The sequence below is a fragment of the Paraburkholderia sp. RL17-383-BIF-A genome, assembly GCF_046028015.1.
In the GTDB taxonomy this organism is placed as follows: Bacteria; Pseudomonadota; Gammaproteobacteria; order Burkholderiales; family Burkholderiaceae; genus Paraburkholderia.
This window is the reverse complement of record NZ_JARESR010000001.1, coordinates 204106-222782: the sequence shown is the minus strand read 5'-3', so window position 1 is coordinate 222782 and position 18677 is coordinate 204106. Positions and strand designations below refer to the sequence as shown.

General features: G+C 61.5%; 15 protein-coding genes. 10 read left to right on the top strand and 5 right to left on the bottom strand.

Annotated elements, in window-relative coordinates; all coding sequences use genetic code 11:
* Positions 1-286 precede the first annotated feature (286 nt).
* Positions 287-1867 (top strand): aldehyde dehydrogenase (NADP(+)), encoded by a 1581-nt coding sequence (locus P0D71_RS01145; protein WP_091809213.1) that lies wholly within the window; start codon positions 287-289, stop codon positions 1865-1867.
* 49 nt (positions 1868-1916) lie between these two features.
* On the opposite strand, the gene P0D71_RS01140 is transcribed toward P0D71_RS01145, so the two are convergent.
* From P0D71_RS01140 to P0D71_RS01130, 3 genes are all read right to left on the bottom strand, one after another.
* A complete protein-coding gene (locus P0D71_RS01140; protein WP_408478909.1) occupies positions 1917-3386 on the bottom strand; it encodes an MFS transporter in 1470 nt (489 codons plus the stop codon).
* A 125-nt stretch (positions 3387-3511) separates the two neighbouring features.
* A complete protein-coding gene (locus tag P0D71_RS01135; RefSeq protein WP_408478907.1) occupies positions 3512-5461 on the bottom strand; it encodes an aconitase family protein in 1950 nt (649 codons plus the stop codon).
* Positions 5462-5659: 198 nt separating this feature from the next.
* The gene (locus P0D71_RS01130; RefSeq protein ID WP_408478905.1) at positions 5660-6562 is read right to left on the bottom strand and encodes a LysR family transcriptional regulator; all 903 of its coding nucleotides are present in this window, start codon (positions 6560-6562) and stop codon (positions 5660-5662) included.
* Between the two features lie 431 nt (positions 6563-6993).
* On the opposite strand from P0D71_RS01130, the gene P0D71_RS01125 reads away from it, so the two are divergent.
* From P0D71_RS01125 to P0D71_RS01110, 4 genes are all read left to right on the top strand, one after another.
* Positions 6994-7728: a gluconate 2-dehydrogenase subunit 3 family protein gene (locus P0D71_RS01125; RefSeq protein WP_408478903.1), complete on the top strand. Its 735-nt coding sequence runs from the start codon at positions 6994-6996 to the stop codon at positions 7726-7728.
* The gene (locus P0D71_RS01120; protein ID WP_408478901.1) at positions 7728-9506 is read left to right on the top strand and encodes a GMC family oxidoreductase; all 1779 of its coding nucleotides are present in this window, start codon (positions 7728-7730) and stop codon (positions 9504-9506) included. The genes P0D71_RS01125 and P0D71_RS01120 overlap by 1 nt, the downstream gene beginning before the upstream one ends.
* Positions 9503-10873, top strand: a complete 1371-nt coding sequence (locus tag P0D71_RS01115; RefSeq protein ID WP_408478899.1) for a c-type cytochrome — start codon at positions 9503-9505, stop codon at positions 10871-10873. The genes P0D71_RS01120 and P0D71_RS01115 overlap by 4 nt, the downstream gene beginning before the upstream one ends.
* A 205-nt stretch (positions 10874-11078) precedes the next feature.
* Positions 11079-12272 carry a porin gene (locus P0D71_RS01110; RefSeq protein WP_408478897.1) on the top strand — a complete coding sequence of 398 codons (1194 nt, stop codon included), beginning with the start codon at positions 11079-11081 and terminating at the stop codon, positions 12270-12272.
* A gap of 70 nt (positions 12273-12342) precedes the next feature.
* On the opposite strand, the gene P0D71_RS01105 is transcribed toward P0D71_RS01110, so the two are convergent.
* Both P0D71_RS01105 and P0D71_RS01100 read right to left on the bottom strand, forming a co-directional pair.
* Complete coding sequence (locus P0D71_RS01105; RefSeq protein WP_408478895.1) at positions 12343-13203, bottom strand: helix-turn-helix domain-containing protein; 861 nt, start codon at positions 13201-13203, stop codon at positions 12343-12345.
* A gap of 136 nt (positions 13204-13339) precedes the next feature.
* On the bottom strand, positions 13340-13888 hold the full coding sequence (locus tag P0D71_RS01100; RefSeq protein ID WP_408478893.1) for a carboxymuconolactone decarboxylase family protein: 549 nt from the start codon (positions 13886-13888) through the stop codon (positions 13340-13342).
* Between the two features lie 207 nt (positions 13889-14095).
* Here P0D71_RS01100 and P0D71_RS01095 point away from each other — a divergent pair, with 207 nt between their 5' ends.
* The 5 genes from P0D71_RS01095 (at position 14096) to P0D71_RS01075 (ending at position 18665) form a co-directional block, all read left to right on the top strand.
* The gene (locus tag P0D71_RS01095) at positions 14096-14935 is read left to right on the top strand and encodes a serine O-acetyltransferase (protein ID WP_408478891.1); all 840 of its coding nucleotides are present in this window, start codon (positions 14096-14098) and stop codon (positions 14933-14935) included.
* Entirely contained in the window at positions 14932-15738 is an 807-nt protein-coding gene (locus P0D71_RS01090; RefSeq protein WP_408478889.1) for an alanyl-tRNA editing protein, read from the top strand. The genes P0D71_RS01095 and P0D71_RS01090 overlap by 4 nt, the downstream gene beginning before the upstream one ends.
* A complete protein-coding gene (locus tag P0D71_RS01085; RefSeq protein WP_408478887.1) occupies positions 15735-16961 on the top strand; it encodes an MFS transporter in 1227 nt (408 codons plus the stop codon). The genes P0D71_RS01090 and P0D71_RS01085 overlap by 4 nt, the downstream gene beginning before the upstream one ends.
* Positions 16958-17890 (top strand): PLP-dependent cysteine synthase family protein, encoded by a 933-nt coding sequence (locus P0D71_RS01080; protein WP_408478886.1) that lies wholly within the window; start codon positions 16958-16960, stop codon positions 17888-17890. The genes P0D71_RS01085 and P0D71_RS01080 overlap by 4 nt, the downstream gene beginning before the upstream one ends.
* 178 nt (positions 17891-18068) lie before the next feature.
* Positions 18069-18665, top strand: a complete 597-nt coding sequence (locus tag P0D71_RS01075; RefSeq protein ID WP_408295635.1) for a putative pterin-binding protein — start codon at positions 18069-18071, stop codon at positions 18663-18665.
* The last annotated feature ends 12 nt before the right edge of the window (positions 18666-18677 follow it).

Below are 18677 nucleotides of genomic sequence, written 5' to 3'. Positions count from 1 at the left end.
GACGTTTTAATCAGGCTTAAGGACGAGCCAAACACGCGGACCTAGCATGGTGACGATACCGACATGCGCCGAGGGAGAGCTTCGATTAACTATCCTCCGGGAACGGCCGCATTTTTCCTTTTGCGGCCCTTTGAAGACACGCTTTGAACCGGCAGCCATTGCAGCGGGGGCATCGATCTGGCCATTCTCGGACAGCGCGTCTGCCACAGGCGACAGATCGCAGTCTACGCATGCATTCGCCATATCCGGATAACACGTTTGCTTGAAGAACCTGGAGAACCTCATGATGAAAGTTGCAGGTGAAATGTCGATCGGCCGCGCATCGCGCTTTGGAACGGCGGACACTATCAAGGCTTTCGACCCACGCCTCGGCACCGAGATTGAACCCTCCTTCGGCGTCGCGACACTGAAGGATGTAGATGACGCCTGCACGCTCGCGTTGCAGGCCTTCGAGTCATATCGGCACACTTCACCCGAAACTCGCGGCGCGTTCCTGATACGCGCGGCCGACAATCTGCTTGCACTCGGCGATGTACTGTACGAACGTGCAGCAAGTGAAACGGGTTTAACCGTTGAGCGTATCAAGGGCGAGACGGCGCGCACGGCTGCGCAGATGAAAATGTTCGCCGACGTGGTACGCCACGGACGCTGGCGTCACGCGACGATCGATTCCGCCGATCCCGCGCGTCGACCGGTGCCTAAAGCCGATTTACGCATGCAGAAGATACCAATCGGCCCCGTCGCCGTATTCGGTGCGAGCAATTTTCCGATCCTCTATTCGGTGGCGGGAGGCGACACGGCCTCTGCGCTCGCGGCGGGCTGCCCCGTCGTTGTGAAAGCACACGGCTCGCACCTCGGCACATCGGAACTGGTCGGCAAGGCGATACAGGCTGCCGTCGAGGAATGCAAGCTGCACGAAGGCGTGTTCTCACTGCTGATCGGACACGGCAATGCGGTAGGCGAAGCACTTGTGGATCATCCGGCCATTCGGGCCGTTGGCTTCACCGGCTCGGAAGGCGGCGGCATGGCACTCGTTCGCCGAGGTGCGGCGCGTGCGGTGCCGATTCCCGTCTTCGCTGAAATGACAAGTGTGAATCCCAACTTCGTTCTGCCAGCGGCATTGCGGACCCGCGCGCCAGACATTGCTGCGCACTTCGTAGAACGCATGACAGCCGGTGTTGGCCAGATGTGTCTGAAGCCAGGCATGATCGTCGCGATTGATGGCGCGGGCTTCGAGGACTTGCGTGTGGCACTGGCGGAAGCACTGTCGGCGGTACGAGCGGAACCGATGCTCAGCCCCGGAATCTACGACAATTTCAACCGTGAAGCGAAACGTAGTCGAGAAGGTAGGTCGAGTCTCAGCATCGCGAAAGGAACTGCGCCCAAAGGCCGTTTAGAAGGGCAGTCCGAAATTTTCGAGGTTGACGCCGCTGAAGTACTCGCCGCGCCCCAGCTTGCCGGCGAGATGTTCGGCCCAGCGGCCGTCCTCATCCGCTGCGAGAGCGAGAATGAGTTGATCGAACTGACAACCAGTCTGCGCGGCCAACTGACCATGGCCTTGCATATGGAATCAACCGATCTCGACTTAGCCCGACACCTGATCCCCGTGCTCGAAAGCAAGACAAACCGTATCCTCGTGAACAAATTCTCGAATACGGTCGAGATTGGTTATGCGACGGTACACGGCGGACCGTATCCGGCGACCTCCGACAGTCGGTTTACGTCTGTCGGAGCAACCGCGATCGATCGCTTCTTGCGGCCGATCTGCTACGAAAATCTACCGCCGGAATTGCTACCGCCTGCGCTACAGGACAGCAATCCGTTGTCTCTATGGCGCGTGCGCGATGGCGAATTGGAGCGGCGTTAGCGTTCAATTCACCAAAAAAACGAAACGCCCGCATCAGACGGGCGGCTCGCTACTTCGAGATCTTCTCCAGCTCGAGCCCCTTCGTGCGCGGCCCGATCAATCCAATCGCCAGCATTACGATCAGCATCGCCCCGGCGATGAACACAAACACGCCCGTGGTGCCAAACTCCTTCAACACCGCCGCGATCAGAAACGCCGTGAAAATAGCCGAAAACCGGCTCCACGAATAAACGAAGCCCACCGCCCTTGCCCGAATGCTGGTCGGAAAAAGCTCAGTCTGATACGCGTGATAGCTATACGAAATGATGTTGCCGGCAAGCGTCAGACAGACTCCTAATGTCACCAGCAGCACGGCGCCGGAGGCCTGACTGAACCACAGCCCGCAGACGATGTTCACACCCGCCATCACCACGATCACTGTCTTGCGCTCGAAGCGGTCGCCAATGAAGAGCCCAATCACCGGCCCAAGCGGCGCGGCCAGCGCGATCACACTCGAATACATCAGGCTCGTGGTGATCGTAATGCCCTGCTTGATCAGCAGCGTCGGCACCCAATTCGCAAAGCCGTAAAAGCCCACCGTCTGAAAGATGTTGAAGATCGTCATCATCAGCGTGCGGCTGCGATACGGCGGCACCCACATATCGCGGAAGCTGCCGCGCGGCGCCACCGGCACCGACGCTGCGGGCGGCGGCAACTCACGACCGTATTCGTGGCGCACTTTCGCTTCGAGCTCGCTCATCACGCGATCGGCTTCGGCAAGACGTCCTTGTTGTGCGAGCCAACGCGGGCTTTCCGGCAACGCGCGGCGAATCCACCACACGAACAATGCGCCATGTGCGCCAATCAGCACGACCCAGCGCCAGCCGTCGAGGCCGAGCAGTGTGCGCGGCACCAGCAGATACGAGAGAAACGCCACCACCGGCACCGCCGTAAAACCGACTGCCTGCTCGCACGCGAATGCGCGGCCGCGAATCTGCTTGGGCACCAGTTCGGAAATGTACGTGCCGATCGTCACCAGTTCGACGCCGATGCCGACGCCCGCCACGAAGCGCCAGAAGTTCAGCCCGGTAGCCGTTTCCTGAAACGCCATCACGACATTGGCCGCCGTGTACCAGAGCAGCGAATAGGTGAACACCGTGCGGCGTCCGAAGCGATCCGCCAGAAAGCCGCACGCGATCGTGCCGATAAAAAGGCCGCTGAACAGCGCGGCAATGAAACTCGCAACGCCGGTCGTGCCGAACAGGCCATGCGTGGTCGCGCTCAGCAGGCCGCTTTTGACGAGACCCGGCGCGACATAACCCGAGTACAACAGATCGTAGAGTTCGAAGAAGAAGCCGAGGCTTAACAGCACCACGAGCTTCCAGACAGAACGTGTGGCGGGCAGCCGGTCGAGGCGCGCGGAAATGCTGCCGGCGTCGAGCGGCGTGGCCGCGGCTGCAGCCGCACGGGTCGCCGCGATATCGGAATACGCCGCGCCGCCGCTCTTCGCGACGGAACCGGCATGATCTGGGGATGCCATGTTGTTTGTCTCCTCTGTCGACCGCAAAAGTCTATAGCTCACGGGGCCGGTCTCGTGCCGGCCTCTCGTACTTTCGTGCGTCATACGCGCGATGAAGATGCCGGACCCGAGGTCCGGCCAGCATTCTAGCCGTGCACGCGCTTCAATTGCTCGAAGGTGGTGATTTTTCCGGCCAACGCGCTCGCCGCCACCGTATACGGACTCGCGAGCCACACATTGCCCGGCCCCGAACGGCCCGGGAAATTGCGGTTGATCGCGCTGATCGTCACCTCGTTCGCCTCGGCCGATTGGCCCGGCCCGCAATTCGCGCACGACCCGCAGCCCGGCATGACGAGCGTCACACCCGCGCGCTCGAAGACCTGCAAATAGCCCTGTTCCTCGCAATACGCGCGCACCGCCATGGTGCCGAACTGCAGAAATAGACGCGTGCCCTCAGGTACACGGAGGCCCTGCTCGACGCCCCAGCGCAACACCTCGTGATAGAAGTCGAAATCCTCGCGCTTGCCTGCGGTGCATGAGCCACCGTAAGCGATATCGATAGCGACGTCCTGTTCCAGTTGCGGCGCCGGCACCCCGTTGCCGGGATCGCCGGGACGCGCGAGCATGGGCTCGATCGCGCTTGCATCGATCTGAATCGTGTCGCGATAGATCGCGCCCGCATCGCTTTTCATCCAGCTTTCAAGGCTGAAATCCACGCCGCGCCGCTCTTTCAGAAACGCCACCGTGCGTTCGTCCGGTTCGACGATACCGGTGAAGCCGCCCAGTTCCGCGACCATGTTGGTCAAGGTCGCGCGCTCGTCGATCGACATGGCGCGCACGGCCGCGCCGCCGTATTCGAACACCAGACCGATCGCGCCACCCGAGCGGATCGCGTCCATTTGCAAAAGATGCAGCACCACGTCTTTCGCGGTCACGCCGTCGCGCAATTGCCCGCTGATTTCGATGCGCAACGTCTCCGGCACTTTGCAGCGCACGTAACCCGTCACCCAGCTATTGGCGATTTCCGTTGCGCCCGCACCGAATGCGAGGCAGCCGAGCGCGCCCGAATGCGGCGTATGCGAATCGGTGCCGCACGCCACTTGCCCCGGCAATGCGTATTGCTCGGCCATCAGCGCATGACAGATACCTTCGGAGCCCGGCATGCCATCGAGCGCGCCGTGCGAGCGAACCGGATAATCACGCGAGAACGACGTATGGCCTTCCATCAGATTGGCGACGCCCGGCAGCAAACCGTCACGCACGTGCGGAATGCTCTGCGAAGCGAGCACCAGATGATCCTGGAACGCGATGATGTGATCCGGCGCATGCAGCGGCGCCGGCTTGCCGAACGCGCGGTGCATGAGGTGCGCGCACATGCCGGTGAAGTAATCGTGACTGAAGCGCCAGTCCGCCGCAATGAAGACGCCGTCACCGCGCTGCGCCCCTAAGCTGCCCGGATGCAGATGCCGTTCGATGATCTTCTCGACCAGCGTCTTCGGCTCCGTTGGCTGCGCAATCTCCGCGTCATCGGCTGCGCGCGGCGCGGGCCAGTCGGCGAACTTGCTGTACGCGAGCAGGCCGCCGCTGCGAATGATCTGCTGCGTGAGCGCGTCGCGGCCTTTGAGAAACTCGTCGATGGGCACCGCTTCTCCCGCGCTCAAGCGATCGAGCACGGAGAAATCGGTCGTGGTGAGAATGCCGATGTTGTCGCAATTCTGCTGATAGATGCGCTCGAAACTCTCCGCGACGATCAGCCGGATACCGGCCGAGAGTTCAGCCAACGGACTCGATTCACGCGACGAACCCTTGCCGTAGCGCTTGCCCGCCACCGTCACCTGAAAGCCGCCGTTCTTTACCGCATTGCGGCCGATCGGCATGCGCTCGCCGGCTTTGAAACCGACGTACGGATACTGGCCGAGGCGTTCGTCATACGTGAGCATGACGGTGACCGGCGTGATCTCGTCGGTGGAAACGTTGTCGCGCAACAGGCCCGCCGCGGCGCGCGTGAAATTTTCGCCGGCGAGTTGGGCTTCGATCACCGCGGGGTCTTGAGACAGGTACAGCACGCGGCCGTCCAGACGAATCGTATCGCGCATGAGCATTCTCCTTGCGCTCACTATACGGCGCGCGCGGGCAATGCCGAAGTGCCGGTGCGGCAACGCAGACCTCTCGTTTGGCGATGATCGGCGTTGGCTGGCGCGATTACTTCCGACATGAGCCAGGCTTCGACGCATCGTTCGCAGAGGACATATCGGCAAAGACATGCCTCCGCCAATTCGCGGCCGCCGCAGCGATCAAACGCCCTTGCCGAGAAACCCGACCAGCGCCGCCGCGCTCGCGCTCAACTGGTCGCGCGCCTTGAAGATCATGATGAGGCGTCGCACTGCCCACTCATCGCTCAGCGAGAGTAGGCGCACGTCGAGCGCATTCACATAGAGCAGCCCAACCTGCTCGGGCACGATCGCGATGCCGAGCCCAGCGTGCACCATCCGGCACAGCGCGTCGAGGCTGCTCACGCGGATCTTCACGTCGAGTTGCCTCCCCGCACTGGCCGCCTGCTGCGTGAGCAGTTGCGTCAGCGCGCTCTCGCTGCGCAGGCCGACGAAACTGTCGTCGAGCAGTTCGTCGAACCTCACGCGCAGCGCGCCGGCAAGCCGATGGCCGCCCGGCACCAGCACCGCCAGCCGGTCCTGCCGGTACGGCACCTGCTCGAACGCTTCGCTGCCGGCCACCGGATTGCAGATGCCGAAGTCCGCGCCATGCTCCCCGACTATGCGCAGCACGTCGGTGCTGTTCTCCTCTTCCAGTTCGATCGACACTTCGGGAAACGCGCGTTCGAACGCGGCCACGTCTTCCGGCAGGAACTGCACGATCGAGGACAGATTCGCCACCAACCGCACGCGCCCCTTTGCGCCCGACGAGAAGCGCGACAGTTCCGCGCTCATCTGTTCGATATTGCCGATGATCGCCAGCGCGTAGCGCAACACGGTCTCGCCGACCGGCGTCACGGCAATGCCGCGCGACTGACGCTGGATCACGGGCAAGCCGATCACCGCTTCGATCTCGGCGATGCGCCGGCTCACGGCCGACGACGCAATGAACTCCCGCTCCGCCGCGCGCGCGATATTGCGCTCCTGGCAGACAGCGACGAACAGGCGCAACGAAGTCAGATCGAGCTTCTTGAGAAGGTTTTCCATTGTTGTTCCTTCATGTCCCGCGCGGTCGAAGAACGCAATAGCGAACCCGGCATCAGGATGAAGGGACGCGGCAAACAAGATGGGCAAGTGTAACGCAGACGAATGCGCGCACCGCCAGCGTCCACGAGCCGCGCCTGCGGCTTCTTCCTCGAAGCAGACGCTCCCGGTCGTCCATTCGCCGCCTGTTGCGCACGCGCCGCAACCGAGTCGCGAAACCCACGCTCCGCACTCGCCACCACCCTGCCTTACGCCAAAAACACCTTTGATTCCAAAGGAAGTTTTATAAAAACCCAGCATTTCATCACTTCATGAAACAACTTATTGTAAAAAAGTTAAAAGACTTTGGAACCGGTTCCATTTAAGATACCGCCGGCATTCCGATGACTGCCCGGGGGCGCAATGGCGCGCTCCGATCTGGTGACTACAACAACATGCCTTCATCCCCTCTCAGCTCGCGCCGCGGCTTTTTGCGCACGGCTATTGCCCTCGTTCCGGCCGGCACGCTCGCCGGCTGCGACGTCAAGCCGTCCGCGACCAACGCCGCGACCGGTTCGAGCGCCAACGCGTCCGCAAACCCCACATCCGGCCCCGACTACAAGCCGCATTTCTTCGATGCGAAGGAATGGGCGTTCATTCACGCTGCGGTCGACCGTCTGATTCCGGCGGATAGCCAAGGCCCCGGCGCCGTCGAAGCCGGCGTGCCCGAATTCATCGACCGGCAGATGGATACGCCGTACGCGCATGGCGCGCTCTGGTACATGCAGGGTCCGTTCGCGCAAGGCGTGCCGGAACTCGGCTACCAGTTGAAGCTGGTGCCGCGCGATCTCTACCGGCTCGGTATTGCGGCGGTCAATGCGTATTGCGCGAAGACCTACGCGCATTCATTCGACGCCCTCGACGCCGCCACGCGCGACACCGTGCTCGCCGCGCTCGAGAAAGGCAAGATCGATCTCGCCGACGTGCCGGCCGCCACTTTCTTCGGCCAACTCCTGCAGAACACACGCGAAGGCTACTTCTGCGATCCGATCCACGGCGGCAATCGCGACATGGCCGGCTGGAAGATGATCGGCTTCCCCGGCGCGCGCGCCGATTTCATGGACTTCGTCAATCAGAACGGCGCGGCCTATCCGTATGGCCCGGTGTCGATCGAAGGAAAGCGCAGCTGATGTCTACTCAAACCAAACCTCATGTCGACGCGGTGATCGTCGGCTTCGGCTGGACCGGCGCGATTCTCGCGAAGGAACTCACCGAAGCGGGACTGAACGTGCTCGCGCTCGAACGCGGCGAGTATCGCGACACCTACCCGGACGGCGCGTATCCGAACACGATCGACGAACTGACTTACAACGTCCGCAAGAAGCTGTTCCTCGACCTCTCGAAGACCACCGTGTCGATCCGTCATAACGTCGGCGATACGGCGATGCCGTACCGGCAACTCGCGGCGTTTCTGCCGGGAGAAGGCGTGGGCGGCGCGGGGCTGCACTGGTCGGGCGTGCATTTCCGCATCACGCCGGAAGAACTGCGTCTGAAGAGTCACTACGAAGAACGCTATGGCAAGCGCTTCATTCCCGAAGGCATGACGATTCAGGATTACGGCGTCAGCTATGAAGAACTCGAACCGCATTTCGACTTCGCCGAAAAAGTGTTCGGCACCTCAGGCCAGGCGTACAAGGTCAACGGCAAAGTGGTCGGCGACGGCAACATTTACGAAGCGCCACGCAGCGACAACTTTCCGCTCGCCGCGCAACTGAACACCTATTCCGCCGAACGCTTCGGCAAGGCCGCGCGCGAACTCGGGTTGAATCCGTATCGTTTGCCTTCGGCGAATACGTCGGGGCCCCACACGAACCCGTACGGCGTGCAGATGGGTCCCTGCAATTTCTGCGGATTCTGCAGCGGCTACGCCTGCTACATGTATTCGAAGGCGTCGCCGAACCTGAATATCCTGCCCGCGCTAAAGCAATCGCCGAACTTCGAGTTGCGCTCGCGCTGCCACGTGCTGCGGGTCGACCTCGACGACACGAAAAAGCGCGCCAAAGGCGTGACGTATGTCGATCCGGCGGGCAACGAAGTGTTTCAGCCGGCCGATCTGGTGATCGTCGCGGCGTTCCAGTATCACAACGTGCATCTGCTTCTGCTGTCCGGCATCGGCAAGCCGTATGACCCGATCTCGGGCGAAGGCGTGGTCGGCCGCAACTTCGCCTATCAGAACCTCTCGACCATCACCGCGTTCTTCGACAAGGACACTTTCACCAATCCGTTCATCGGCGCGGGTGGCAACGGCATTGCGGTCGACGACTTCAACGCCGACAACTTCGATCACGGCCCGCTCGGTTTTGTAGGCGGTTCGCCGCTGTGGGTGAACCAGGCGGGCACCAAGCCGATCAGCGGCATCGCGACGCCGGCGGGCACGCCCAACTGGGGCGTCGACTGGAAGAAGTCGGTGAAGGACCACTACGCGCACACCATTTCAATGGACGCGCACGGCACCAACATGTCGTACCGCGACGTGTTCCTCGATCTCGATCCGACCTACCGCGATTCGTACGGCCAGCCGCTGCTGCGCATGACCTTCGACTGGAAGGACAACGACATCAAGATGGCCCGCTACGTGACCGGCCAGATGCAGAAGATCGCGCAGCAAATGGGTCCGAAATCGATCAACGTCTACACGCGCGAATTCGGCGCGCACTTCGACTCGCGCCGCTATCAGACCACTCACCTGGTGGGCGGCGCGGTGATGGGCACCGATCCGAAGACGAGCGTACTGAACCGCTACCTGCAAAGCTGGGACGTGCATAACGTGTTCGTGATGGGCGCGTCTGCTTTCCCGCAAGGTATCGGCTATAACCCGACCGGCCTTGCCGCGGCGCTCGCTTACTGGTCGGCGCGCGCCATCCGCACGCAGTATCTGAAGAACCCCGGGCCGCTGGTGAGCGTATGAAGAAGAAAAACAATTTCAAACGCCTCACGCAGGCAATCCGGCGCGTGAGCGCGGCGTCGTGGTTCGCAGCCGCCGCGTTGAGCGCCATGACATTCGCCGCGCACGCGGCAGCGCCTCAGAACCCGGGCAACGCGACGTTGATTGCGCGTGGCGAGTACCTCGCGCGCGCCGGCGATTGTATTGCGTGTCACTCGGCGAGCGCGGGCAAGCCATTTGCCGGCGGCCTGAAGTTCGACACGCCGATCGGCGCGATCTACTCGACCAATATCACGCCGGACCGCAACAGCGGCATCGGTGCGTGGACGTTCGCGCAGTTCGACCGCGCGGTGCGCGCGGGGGTGAAGCCGAACGGCGATACGTTGTATCCGGCCATGCCGTACCCTTCGTATGCACGCCTGAGCGAAGACGACATGCACGCGCTGTACGCATACTTCACCCAAGGCGTCGCGGCGGTCAACCAGAAGAACCGTCCGGTCGATATCGTCTGGCCGCTGTCGATGCGCTGGCCGCTCGGCATCTGGCGCCATCTGTTCGCGCCCGAGCCGGTTTCATTCGACGCGACGCACTACGCCGATCCGGTCGTCGCTCGCGGCGCCTATCTCGTGCAAGGTCTCGGCCATTGCGGCGCCTGTCATACACCGCGCGCGGCGACGATGCAGGAACGCGCGTTGAGCGACCTCGACGGTCCGGCGTTCCTCGCGGGCGGCGCGACGATCGACGGCTGGATTCCGTCGAGTCTGCGCGGCAATCCGCGCACCGGCATCGGCGCGTGGAGCGAAGCCGATCTCGTGCAATTCCTGAAGACCGGACGCACGCAGCACAGCGCGGCTTTCGGCGGCATGACGGATGTCGTGCAGCACAGCATGCAGCACATGAACGACGCAGATCTCACCGCAATGGCGCGTTATCTGAAGACGCTGCCGTCGAGCGATCCGAAGGAAACGCCGTACGTGTACGACGACAAGGCCGCGCGCGCGCTGCGCTCGGGCGACGCCACCGCGCCGGGCGCTGCCGTCTATCGCGACAACTGCACCGCTTGCCATCGCAGCGATGGTCGCGGCTACAACCGCGTGTTTCCGGCGCTGAGCGGCAATCCGGTCGTGCAGGGCAAGGACGCGACCTCGCTGATTCATGTGCTGCTCACCGGCAGTACGCTCGAAGGCACGAAGACCGCGCCCTCCTCGTTCACCATGCCCGCGTTCGGCTGGCGCTTGAACGATCAGGAAGTCGCCGACGTGACCAACTTCGTGCGCAACAGTTGGGGCAACACCGGCACGACGGTCAGTGCGACGGACGTCGCCAAAGTCCGCAAGACAGTGACTGTGCACGCCCCCGGGTTGCCGCCCGGCGCTGCGTTGAGCCACTGACCACAGGCTGCCTCGCATGGCGCGTCCCGTATTGGGACGCGCCACCCGGGGCGCGCGGTGGTGAGTACCCGTTCCTGTTACCCCTTCCCCCGCTTCACGCAGTCCGCTCCGTTGGTCAGGAGCGGGTTCTGCCGTGCGCGGAAAAAAGAGAGATCGCCATTCAGGCGACTTGAGATAGACGTTCCAACCAGGACTGAAAACAACGATGAAAAAGCAATGGATTGCCGCACCCCTCTTGATGTCTTTTGCCGGCATTGCGTGCGCGCAGAGTTCTGTCGTGCTGTACGGCATCGTCGATGCGGGCATCTCGTACCGCAGTAACGAGCGCACCGGCACCACCGGCAACTATAGCGGCCACTCGAACGTCGCCCTGACGAGCGGCAACCTGTCCGGCAGCCGCTGGGGCATCAAGGGGCAGGAGGACCTCGGCGGCGGTTGGAACGCGCTATTTCAGCTCGAGGACGGCTTCGACATCACGAACGGCAAGACCGGGCAGAACGGTGGTTTGTTCGGTCGTCAGGCCTATGTGGGCATCGGCAGCCGGCAATACGGCACGATCACGCTGGGCCGTCAGTACACTTCGCTGAACGATTTCGTCGCGCCTGTCGCACCGGTCGCGATGGTCGGCGGCTACGGCGCGCATCCGGGCGACATCGACGATCTCGATCAGACCGCGCGCGTGAACAACTCGATCAAGTACACGAGCGCGAACTATTCGGGCTTCACATTCGGCGCGCTGTACGGTTTCGGCGGCCAGCCCGGCAGTCTTAAGCAGCAGAACACCTGGAGCGTGGGCGCTGCTTACGGCAACGGACCGCTGCATGTGGGCGTCGGCTACGAGCGCTCCGACAACAGCAAGAGCGGTCCGCTGGACACGACCCACGGCAAGTGGAGCGGCACGGACGACGGCCTGTTCAATTCATCGATCAATGAGGGCTACGCGAGCGCGCAATCGCAGCAGATCATCGCGACGGGCGCAACCTACGCGTTCGGCCCGGCGATTGTGGGTGTGAATTACAGCAACGTGCAATACCGCTCCGGCGCCGACTCGCTATTCAAGGGACATGCCACGTTCAATGTCGCGGGCGTATTCGGACAATGGACGATCCGTCCGGCCGTGCAACTGTTCGCGGGCTACAGCTACACGCGCGGTGGTGAAGTGGACGGCGTGGATGAGCGTGCGCAATATCACAACGTGACGCTCGGTGCGCAATACGCGCTCTCAAAGCGTTCGACGGCCTATCTGATGGGCGGCTATCAGCACGCGTCGGGCGGCACGCTGGATGCGCTCGGCAATCCGGTCGCGGCCACCGCGTCGGTCAGCGACAAGGGCAACGGCCACTCGTCGTCCGCGCAATCCCAGGCGATTGTCAGTATCGGCTTGCGGCACAGGTTCTGATGCTCGGGTGCGGCGCTGGGAAGCGCCGCCAGCTTTCAGCAGCGGTTGCGCCAACCCCTTGCGGACGGGGTTAGCGCGGCGCCTGTGGCGCCGCGTCGAACATCTCCAGATGACGCGCTTCCGTTTCTTCATCGGCGGGGAACATGCATTCGAGGCGTAGTTCCTGCGCCGCGATTGTCTGTGGCGTGCCCACGCTCGCGACGATCGAGAAGTACTTCAGGACGTGGCCGTCCCTGACGAAGCCGATCGGTATGACAGGCATGGCCGCCGTCGAAGCATCCGCCGCCGGCGGATGGCCTCGCCCGAAGCTGGTTTGCACGGCCGGATAGGCACGCAGTTCGTCCAGCAACTCCCGCGTCCGTTCGTCGATCACACGCCCCACCGACTCCCGGTAGACCCGTTGGATCAGGCTGTCCGCCACGATTTGCCAGTCCGCCACGAACGGGCGCATGCCGCGCGGATCGAAAATCAGATGCAGCATATTGCGCGGCCCTTTGCGCGCCGCCATATCGATGAAGCAATTGAAAAAGCGCGGCGCCGCGTCGTTGGTCATCAGCACGTTCCAGTAGCGGTCCATGACCATCGCCGGAAACGGCTCATGCTGATGCAACATGCGGCCGAGCGCCTTCGTGACGCTCTGCATTTCCTGGGCGTTCCACGCGCCGTCCGCATACATGGGCGCATAGCCCGCCGCCAACAGCAGCGTATTGCGGTCGCGAAGCGGTATGTCGAGGGTTTGCGCGATATCCATCAGCATCTGACGGCTCGGCACACTGCGTCCGCTTTCAATAAAGCTGATATGACGTTGCGAGACGCCGGCCCTGAACGACAGGTCGAGCTGGCTGATGCCGCGCACGTCTCGCCAGTGACGCAACAGCACGCCGAGATCGTTCGGCGCCGCTTTCTTCAATGGATTCGCAGGATTCGTCATTCTCTCGCTCGCAAGTCGATTCAGACACTTGAGCGAGCGGGGAGCGTCCCGCTTCATGACGCGCCGCCCCCGCCACTCGAGCGTGGCTCGCCGGTCAGCATACTCGCTGGCGCGGCACATTACGTCGCTCGCGCGCTCAAGCCTGCCAGGCGTGAATCTGGAATTGCGCTTCCAGCGGTGGCTGCGTGATGCTGCCCACGTAGTTCGTGATCGTCGACGCCGCCGCGACCGCGAGCACTTCGAACACCTGATCGCGACGGAAGCCGGCTTCGAAGAAAGCGCTAATGTCGTGCCCGTCGAGATGTCCGCGCTTCTCGATCGCGGTTTTCGTCAGTGCTGAAAGCGCGGCATGCTGACCGTCCGCGGGCGCGCAGCCTTTGCGAATCGCATCGACGTCGGCGGCGGCGAGCCCCTCCTGCAGCGCCAATGCGGTGTGAAACGCCACCGCCCACGCACATGCGTTGGTCACGGCGTTGGTCAACAGCAGCGTCTGGATCTGCGCTTCCGTGAAAGTGCCTGCGTGGACTCTCTGGAACAGGTTGATGAAGGCGCCGATCAGCACGGGCGATTCCGCCATCGCCCCCGCGATGTTGGGAATGAAGCCGAAAGTCTCCTGAAGTTGCCGCAATACGGGCCTGGAGTGATCCGGCGCGGAGTCGATGGTGTGAATCTGAAACGTCGACATGATATGTCCTCGATTGGAGCAAGCGGCTCGGGATGAACCGCGCGACAACCGAAGATTAGGCGTGTGGTCGAGACTCGCCAATTACCTCGTATGTAATAGAAATGGTGGGGTGGTTTGGTGAGCCTATGCGGTCATAGTTAGTGGATCTCTGGAATTTGGGAAATTTCGCACACCATGACAGGTATATTTTGCGGCACACTAATCCATATGTATTCCTATACAGATTATAAAATCATGAGAGACATTCTAAATAACTCCATCGCATGTGATTCACCGCCAGCCTTTCTTCTAAATTCGAGCGGCGACGGTGTAGCACTGCCCGTCAACCAGACTCCTTGCTTTGATCTCCCGGTTGCAGATCTTCTGCGAGCCGCCCTGATAGAGTGCGTTCCACCGGCGCTGACCGCAGCAGTCTTCTCCCATCACTGTTTTGCGCAGGCATGCGCGTCCGCGGATGAAGATCTCAACGCCCTTCTCTCGAAAGATCCGGCGCAACGCGGGTCGACAATGGCCGCTCTCATGGGGTCTACGTCATACAAAGCGATTCTGCATTACCGTCTCGCGCATGCGCTGATGACTATGGCCGATGTCAGCGCATTCCCGCGCCATGAACTGGAAGCCTATGCATCACTCGTCTCGGCTCGCGGCAAGCTCCTGTCCGGCGCAGAAATACATCCCGGATGTCAAATCGGCCGGTGCTTTGTTCTCGATCATGGCTGGGGTTCGGTCATTGGCGAGACCTGCGTTATCGGAGACGATTGCTACCTGCTAGGCGGCGTCACCTTAGGCGCCGCGGGTATCGCAAACAATCCGTCGTCCAGGCGTCACCCAACGCTCGGCGATCGCGTGCAGATCGGAGCATTCGCGCGCGTCTTCGGCAACATTCAGATCGGCAACGACGTATTCATCGGCACGCATTGCTGTGTCACACAAGACATCGAATCGAATTCCATTGTCACGCTTCGGTCCGAGACGCAAATCGTTCGGGGTGGCACTGCCACGGCTCGCGTCACCGGATCGCAAGAATCGAGGTCAATCCACTCATGATTTCAATCGCAAGGTGCACCAACAAGCTCTACTATTCGGATAACTCTTTATTTCGAGTTAAAGCAATCGTTTCAAAGATCGGCAATGACTATGTCGAATTGGACGCCACGGTCGCCTATCCCGAAGGAGGCGGTCAGGAGTCGGATATCGGTACGCTAACGCTGCTGGATGGCAATGCAATCCGGTTCATTCACGCGCGCAAGATGTACGGACAACGCGCCAACATTCCCGACTTTCCGGACATCCAGACAGGAGGTGTCGTCGAGCATGTGATTCATGCCGAGGACGTCCACCATCTCGCGACGCTGACGAAGGGCGACGAAATACAGGTCAGCATCGATACGCTGCGCAGGGCTCGACTATCCTTGAGCCACACGGCGTCGCATCTGGTGTATCTGGGCGTCGGCAGGATTAGACTCGATGCCGTTGCATGGACGCTGGGATGCCATATCCGGCCTGACGGAGCGCGCTTCGATTTCGCCGTCAACAACCGTTTTACGCCGGAGGAAGTGCTTGCTATCGAACACATCGCCAACGACTTTGTCGCTCGCGGCAGCGCAGTTCACACCTATGCGCATCCGAACCATGTCGACGCGCGTTATTGGCAATGTGAAGACAATGTCATGCCCTGCGGCGGCACGCACATCGGCAGCACAGCGCCCATAGGGCGTATCCGTGTTCGTCGCAAGAGCATGGGATCCGGGAAGGAACGCCTGTCATGCCAATTCGACAATGCGCGCTTCGACACCGCCGTGTTCCATGACGGGAAGTGTCACAACACTTTGGCGGGAATGCTGCCATGAAGGGCATTGACGCCACGTCGCGGTTGAGCCAAGCCAACCAAGGCAAGCTGCCCGGCATGACTTATCTTCTCGCGCTGTGCCAGGCCATTAACCTCACGGCGGCAGTGGTGTCCGTCACCATCGCCGCGCTGGCAGGCGACATGCTCGCGCCCAATCACGCTTGGGCTACGGTCCCATATGGCGTCCAGTTCGCGGCGGTCGCTGTCTTTACTTATCCGGCCGCAAGTTTCATGCGTCGCCATGGTCGAAAAAAAGCGTTTCTGCTCGGCGCAATGTTTCTGATTGCAGCAGGCGTTATCGGCTATGACGCGACCACGCGGCACGGCTTTTTGCAACTGATCGCCGCGCACGGAATGCTCGGCATCTATGTCGCTTTCGCGAACTTCTATCGCTTTGCCGCCGTTGACGGGCTTGCACAACCCATGCGCCCGAAGGCCGTATCGCTAGTGGTAGCCGGTGGCCTCGTTGCCGCGATTAGTGGCCCTCTGCTGTCGATCGGACTGAAGGATGTCGGAGGTTTTGCAACGTTCTCTCTCTGCTATGCGTCTTTTGTTCTGCTGGGGCTCATCACCATTGCGTTAGTCGTGTTCTGGCGTCCAATTGACTCTCCCCCAACCGCTATTCAATCGGTTGACTCACCCAATGTCGCCACATCCCGCATTGCACCCGCGATAGTCGCCTCTGCGTCGAGCTACCTGATTATGAATCTGCTGATGGTTCAGGCGTCGCTTCTCATGGAATCGATGTGCGTCTCGTTCAATGCCAGTTCGCTTGCCATTCAGGGTCACGTTATCGCAATGTTCGCACCATCTTTCGTGACCGGCGCGATCCTGGTCCGGGTCGGCCACCGTAACTGTCTTCTCGCCGGCTACCTTTTGCTGGCGTGTGCGGCGGCGCTGGGTATCTGGGCCGTGAGTCTTTGGGCGATGGTCGCGGGGCTGATCTTACTCGGCGTGGGATGGAATTTCGGCTACGTCGGCGGCGGCGCCCTGTTGGCCTGCACTGTGACTGACCGCAACCGACACCGGATGCAGGGCATCAACGATTCCATCATCGCAATCTGCGCAACCGCTGGCGCTTTTCTCCCAGCCGTACTGCAAACATTGATCGGCTGGCGAAACACAAACCTGCTCTGCCTCGCTCTTTGCGCGATTGCCGGCGCCTTTACGTGGGTGTGCATGCGAGAAGCCCCGGCGCGAAATGCGGAGGCGCTTCCGTCATGACGGTCAACCTGGTTCATACGCGCGCTAACGCCGACATTGCCATCAGCAACGACGTTCGGGTCACACCGCTTCGCGAGATTCAACCCGGACTTCTTCTCAAGTTCGAATGCGACAATCCCGGCGGCAGCCACAAAGTACGCGCGGCTCGCTATATTGTTCGCAGTGCAGTCGAAACCGGCGACATTGTCCCGGGACAAACCACCGTGATTGAAAAAACCGGTGGCAACTTTGGCTTCGGACTCACGCTCGCATGTCAGGCGTATGGCGTGCCTGTCGAACTTGCAGTTGGGCTGGGCTTCAGTGCTGTCAAACGCCGCTGTCTCGAACTGTACGGCGCCCGGCTTATCGGACTCGACATGCTCGAACGTGGTGCGACACCGCGTGAGGTAGTGCAATGGCATTTAGAGCACGAGGCAGAAAATGAGCGCAGCTACTTCTATACCGACCAATTTCGCAACCCTGCCAGTGTCGCCGCTCACGAATTCGAGACCGGGCCCGAGATCGCAGCGCAACTTAAAGCGTGGCCTCTGGTAGAAAGACTGACCTTTGTGTCGTGCGCCGGCACGGGTGCCAGCCTCGTCGGAATTGCCAAAGCACTGACACTGGCGGGGTATTCGGTCACTGTCGTCCTGGTGGAGCCGAAAGGATGCGACTCGCGGAACGGCATATTTTCGGATCACAAACTCGAGGGAATGTCGGTAGGCGTCGTGCCGCCCTTTCTCGATTGGGATCTGATCAGTGAGATCAGGACCGTCTCGCACGACGAGGTCTTGAACACACGCAAATCCTTTGCACGCACGTCCGGCTTTCTTGCGGGCAACACGGCTGCCGCATGCCTGACCGTAGCGAGCAGTCTGGCGCGAGACGCCACCGCCGATCACAAGATCCTGTCTGTCTTTTACGACCACGGCCTATGGTACGTCCGCTAGGTTCCCGGTTTGAGGGTATCGAGCCGACTCGATGCTGACGGGTCCCTGGTGCGACAACGCCCGCGCGTGGATAAGGAGTGCGTATTCGTAACACCCTACGCCGCAATCTGCCTGACAATAGAGACCGCGACGATCTGCCCCCTCACGTCGCCCCACTCATTGTCCGGAGACCACGCAAATGAACAAGCGCCAGTTTCTAAGCAGCGCGGCTCTACTGAGCGCGGCTGCCGCGCCCGCATTCGGCGGCCAGCCTGCCCGCAAGCAAGCCTGCGCGGCATCGCCCGTCATTCTCACGATCAGCGGCGCGATCAGGCGTCACAATCGCGGCGCGCTCGATCCCGCGTTCGACCAGTTGCTCGCCAAGCATCAGGTGAAGTTTTCCGAAGCCTATGGCGTCGATTCGGCATTGATCGCCAGCATGCCGGCCGTGACGATCAAGCCCACCACGGAATACGATTCCCGCCAGCACACCTTGAGCGGCCCATTGCTCACTCACGTGCTGGAGCATGTCGGCGCCCCGAGCGCTGGCAACACGCAAATCGTCATGCACGCAGTAGATGGCTACGCAGTGGCGACGACACTCGACAAGGTGCGCGCCTACCAATTCATCGTGGCGACCCAGATGGACGGCAAGCCGCTGCCGCTTGGCGGCGTCGGCCCGCTATGGGCAACCTACGACGCGGACAATATCCCCGAGTTGTCGAACAAACCGCTCAAGGACCGCTTCGAGCTGTCACCCTGGGGGCTCTATCACCTCCAGGTCACAGCGGCGTAACGGCAAGCCGCC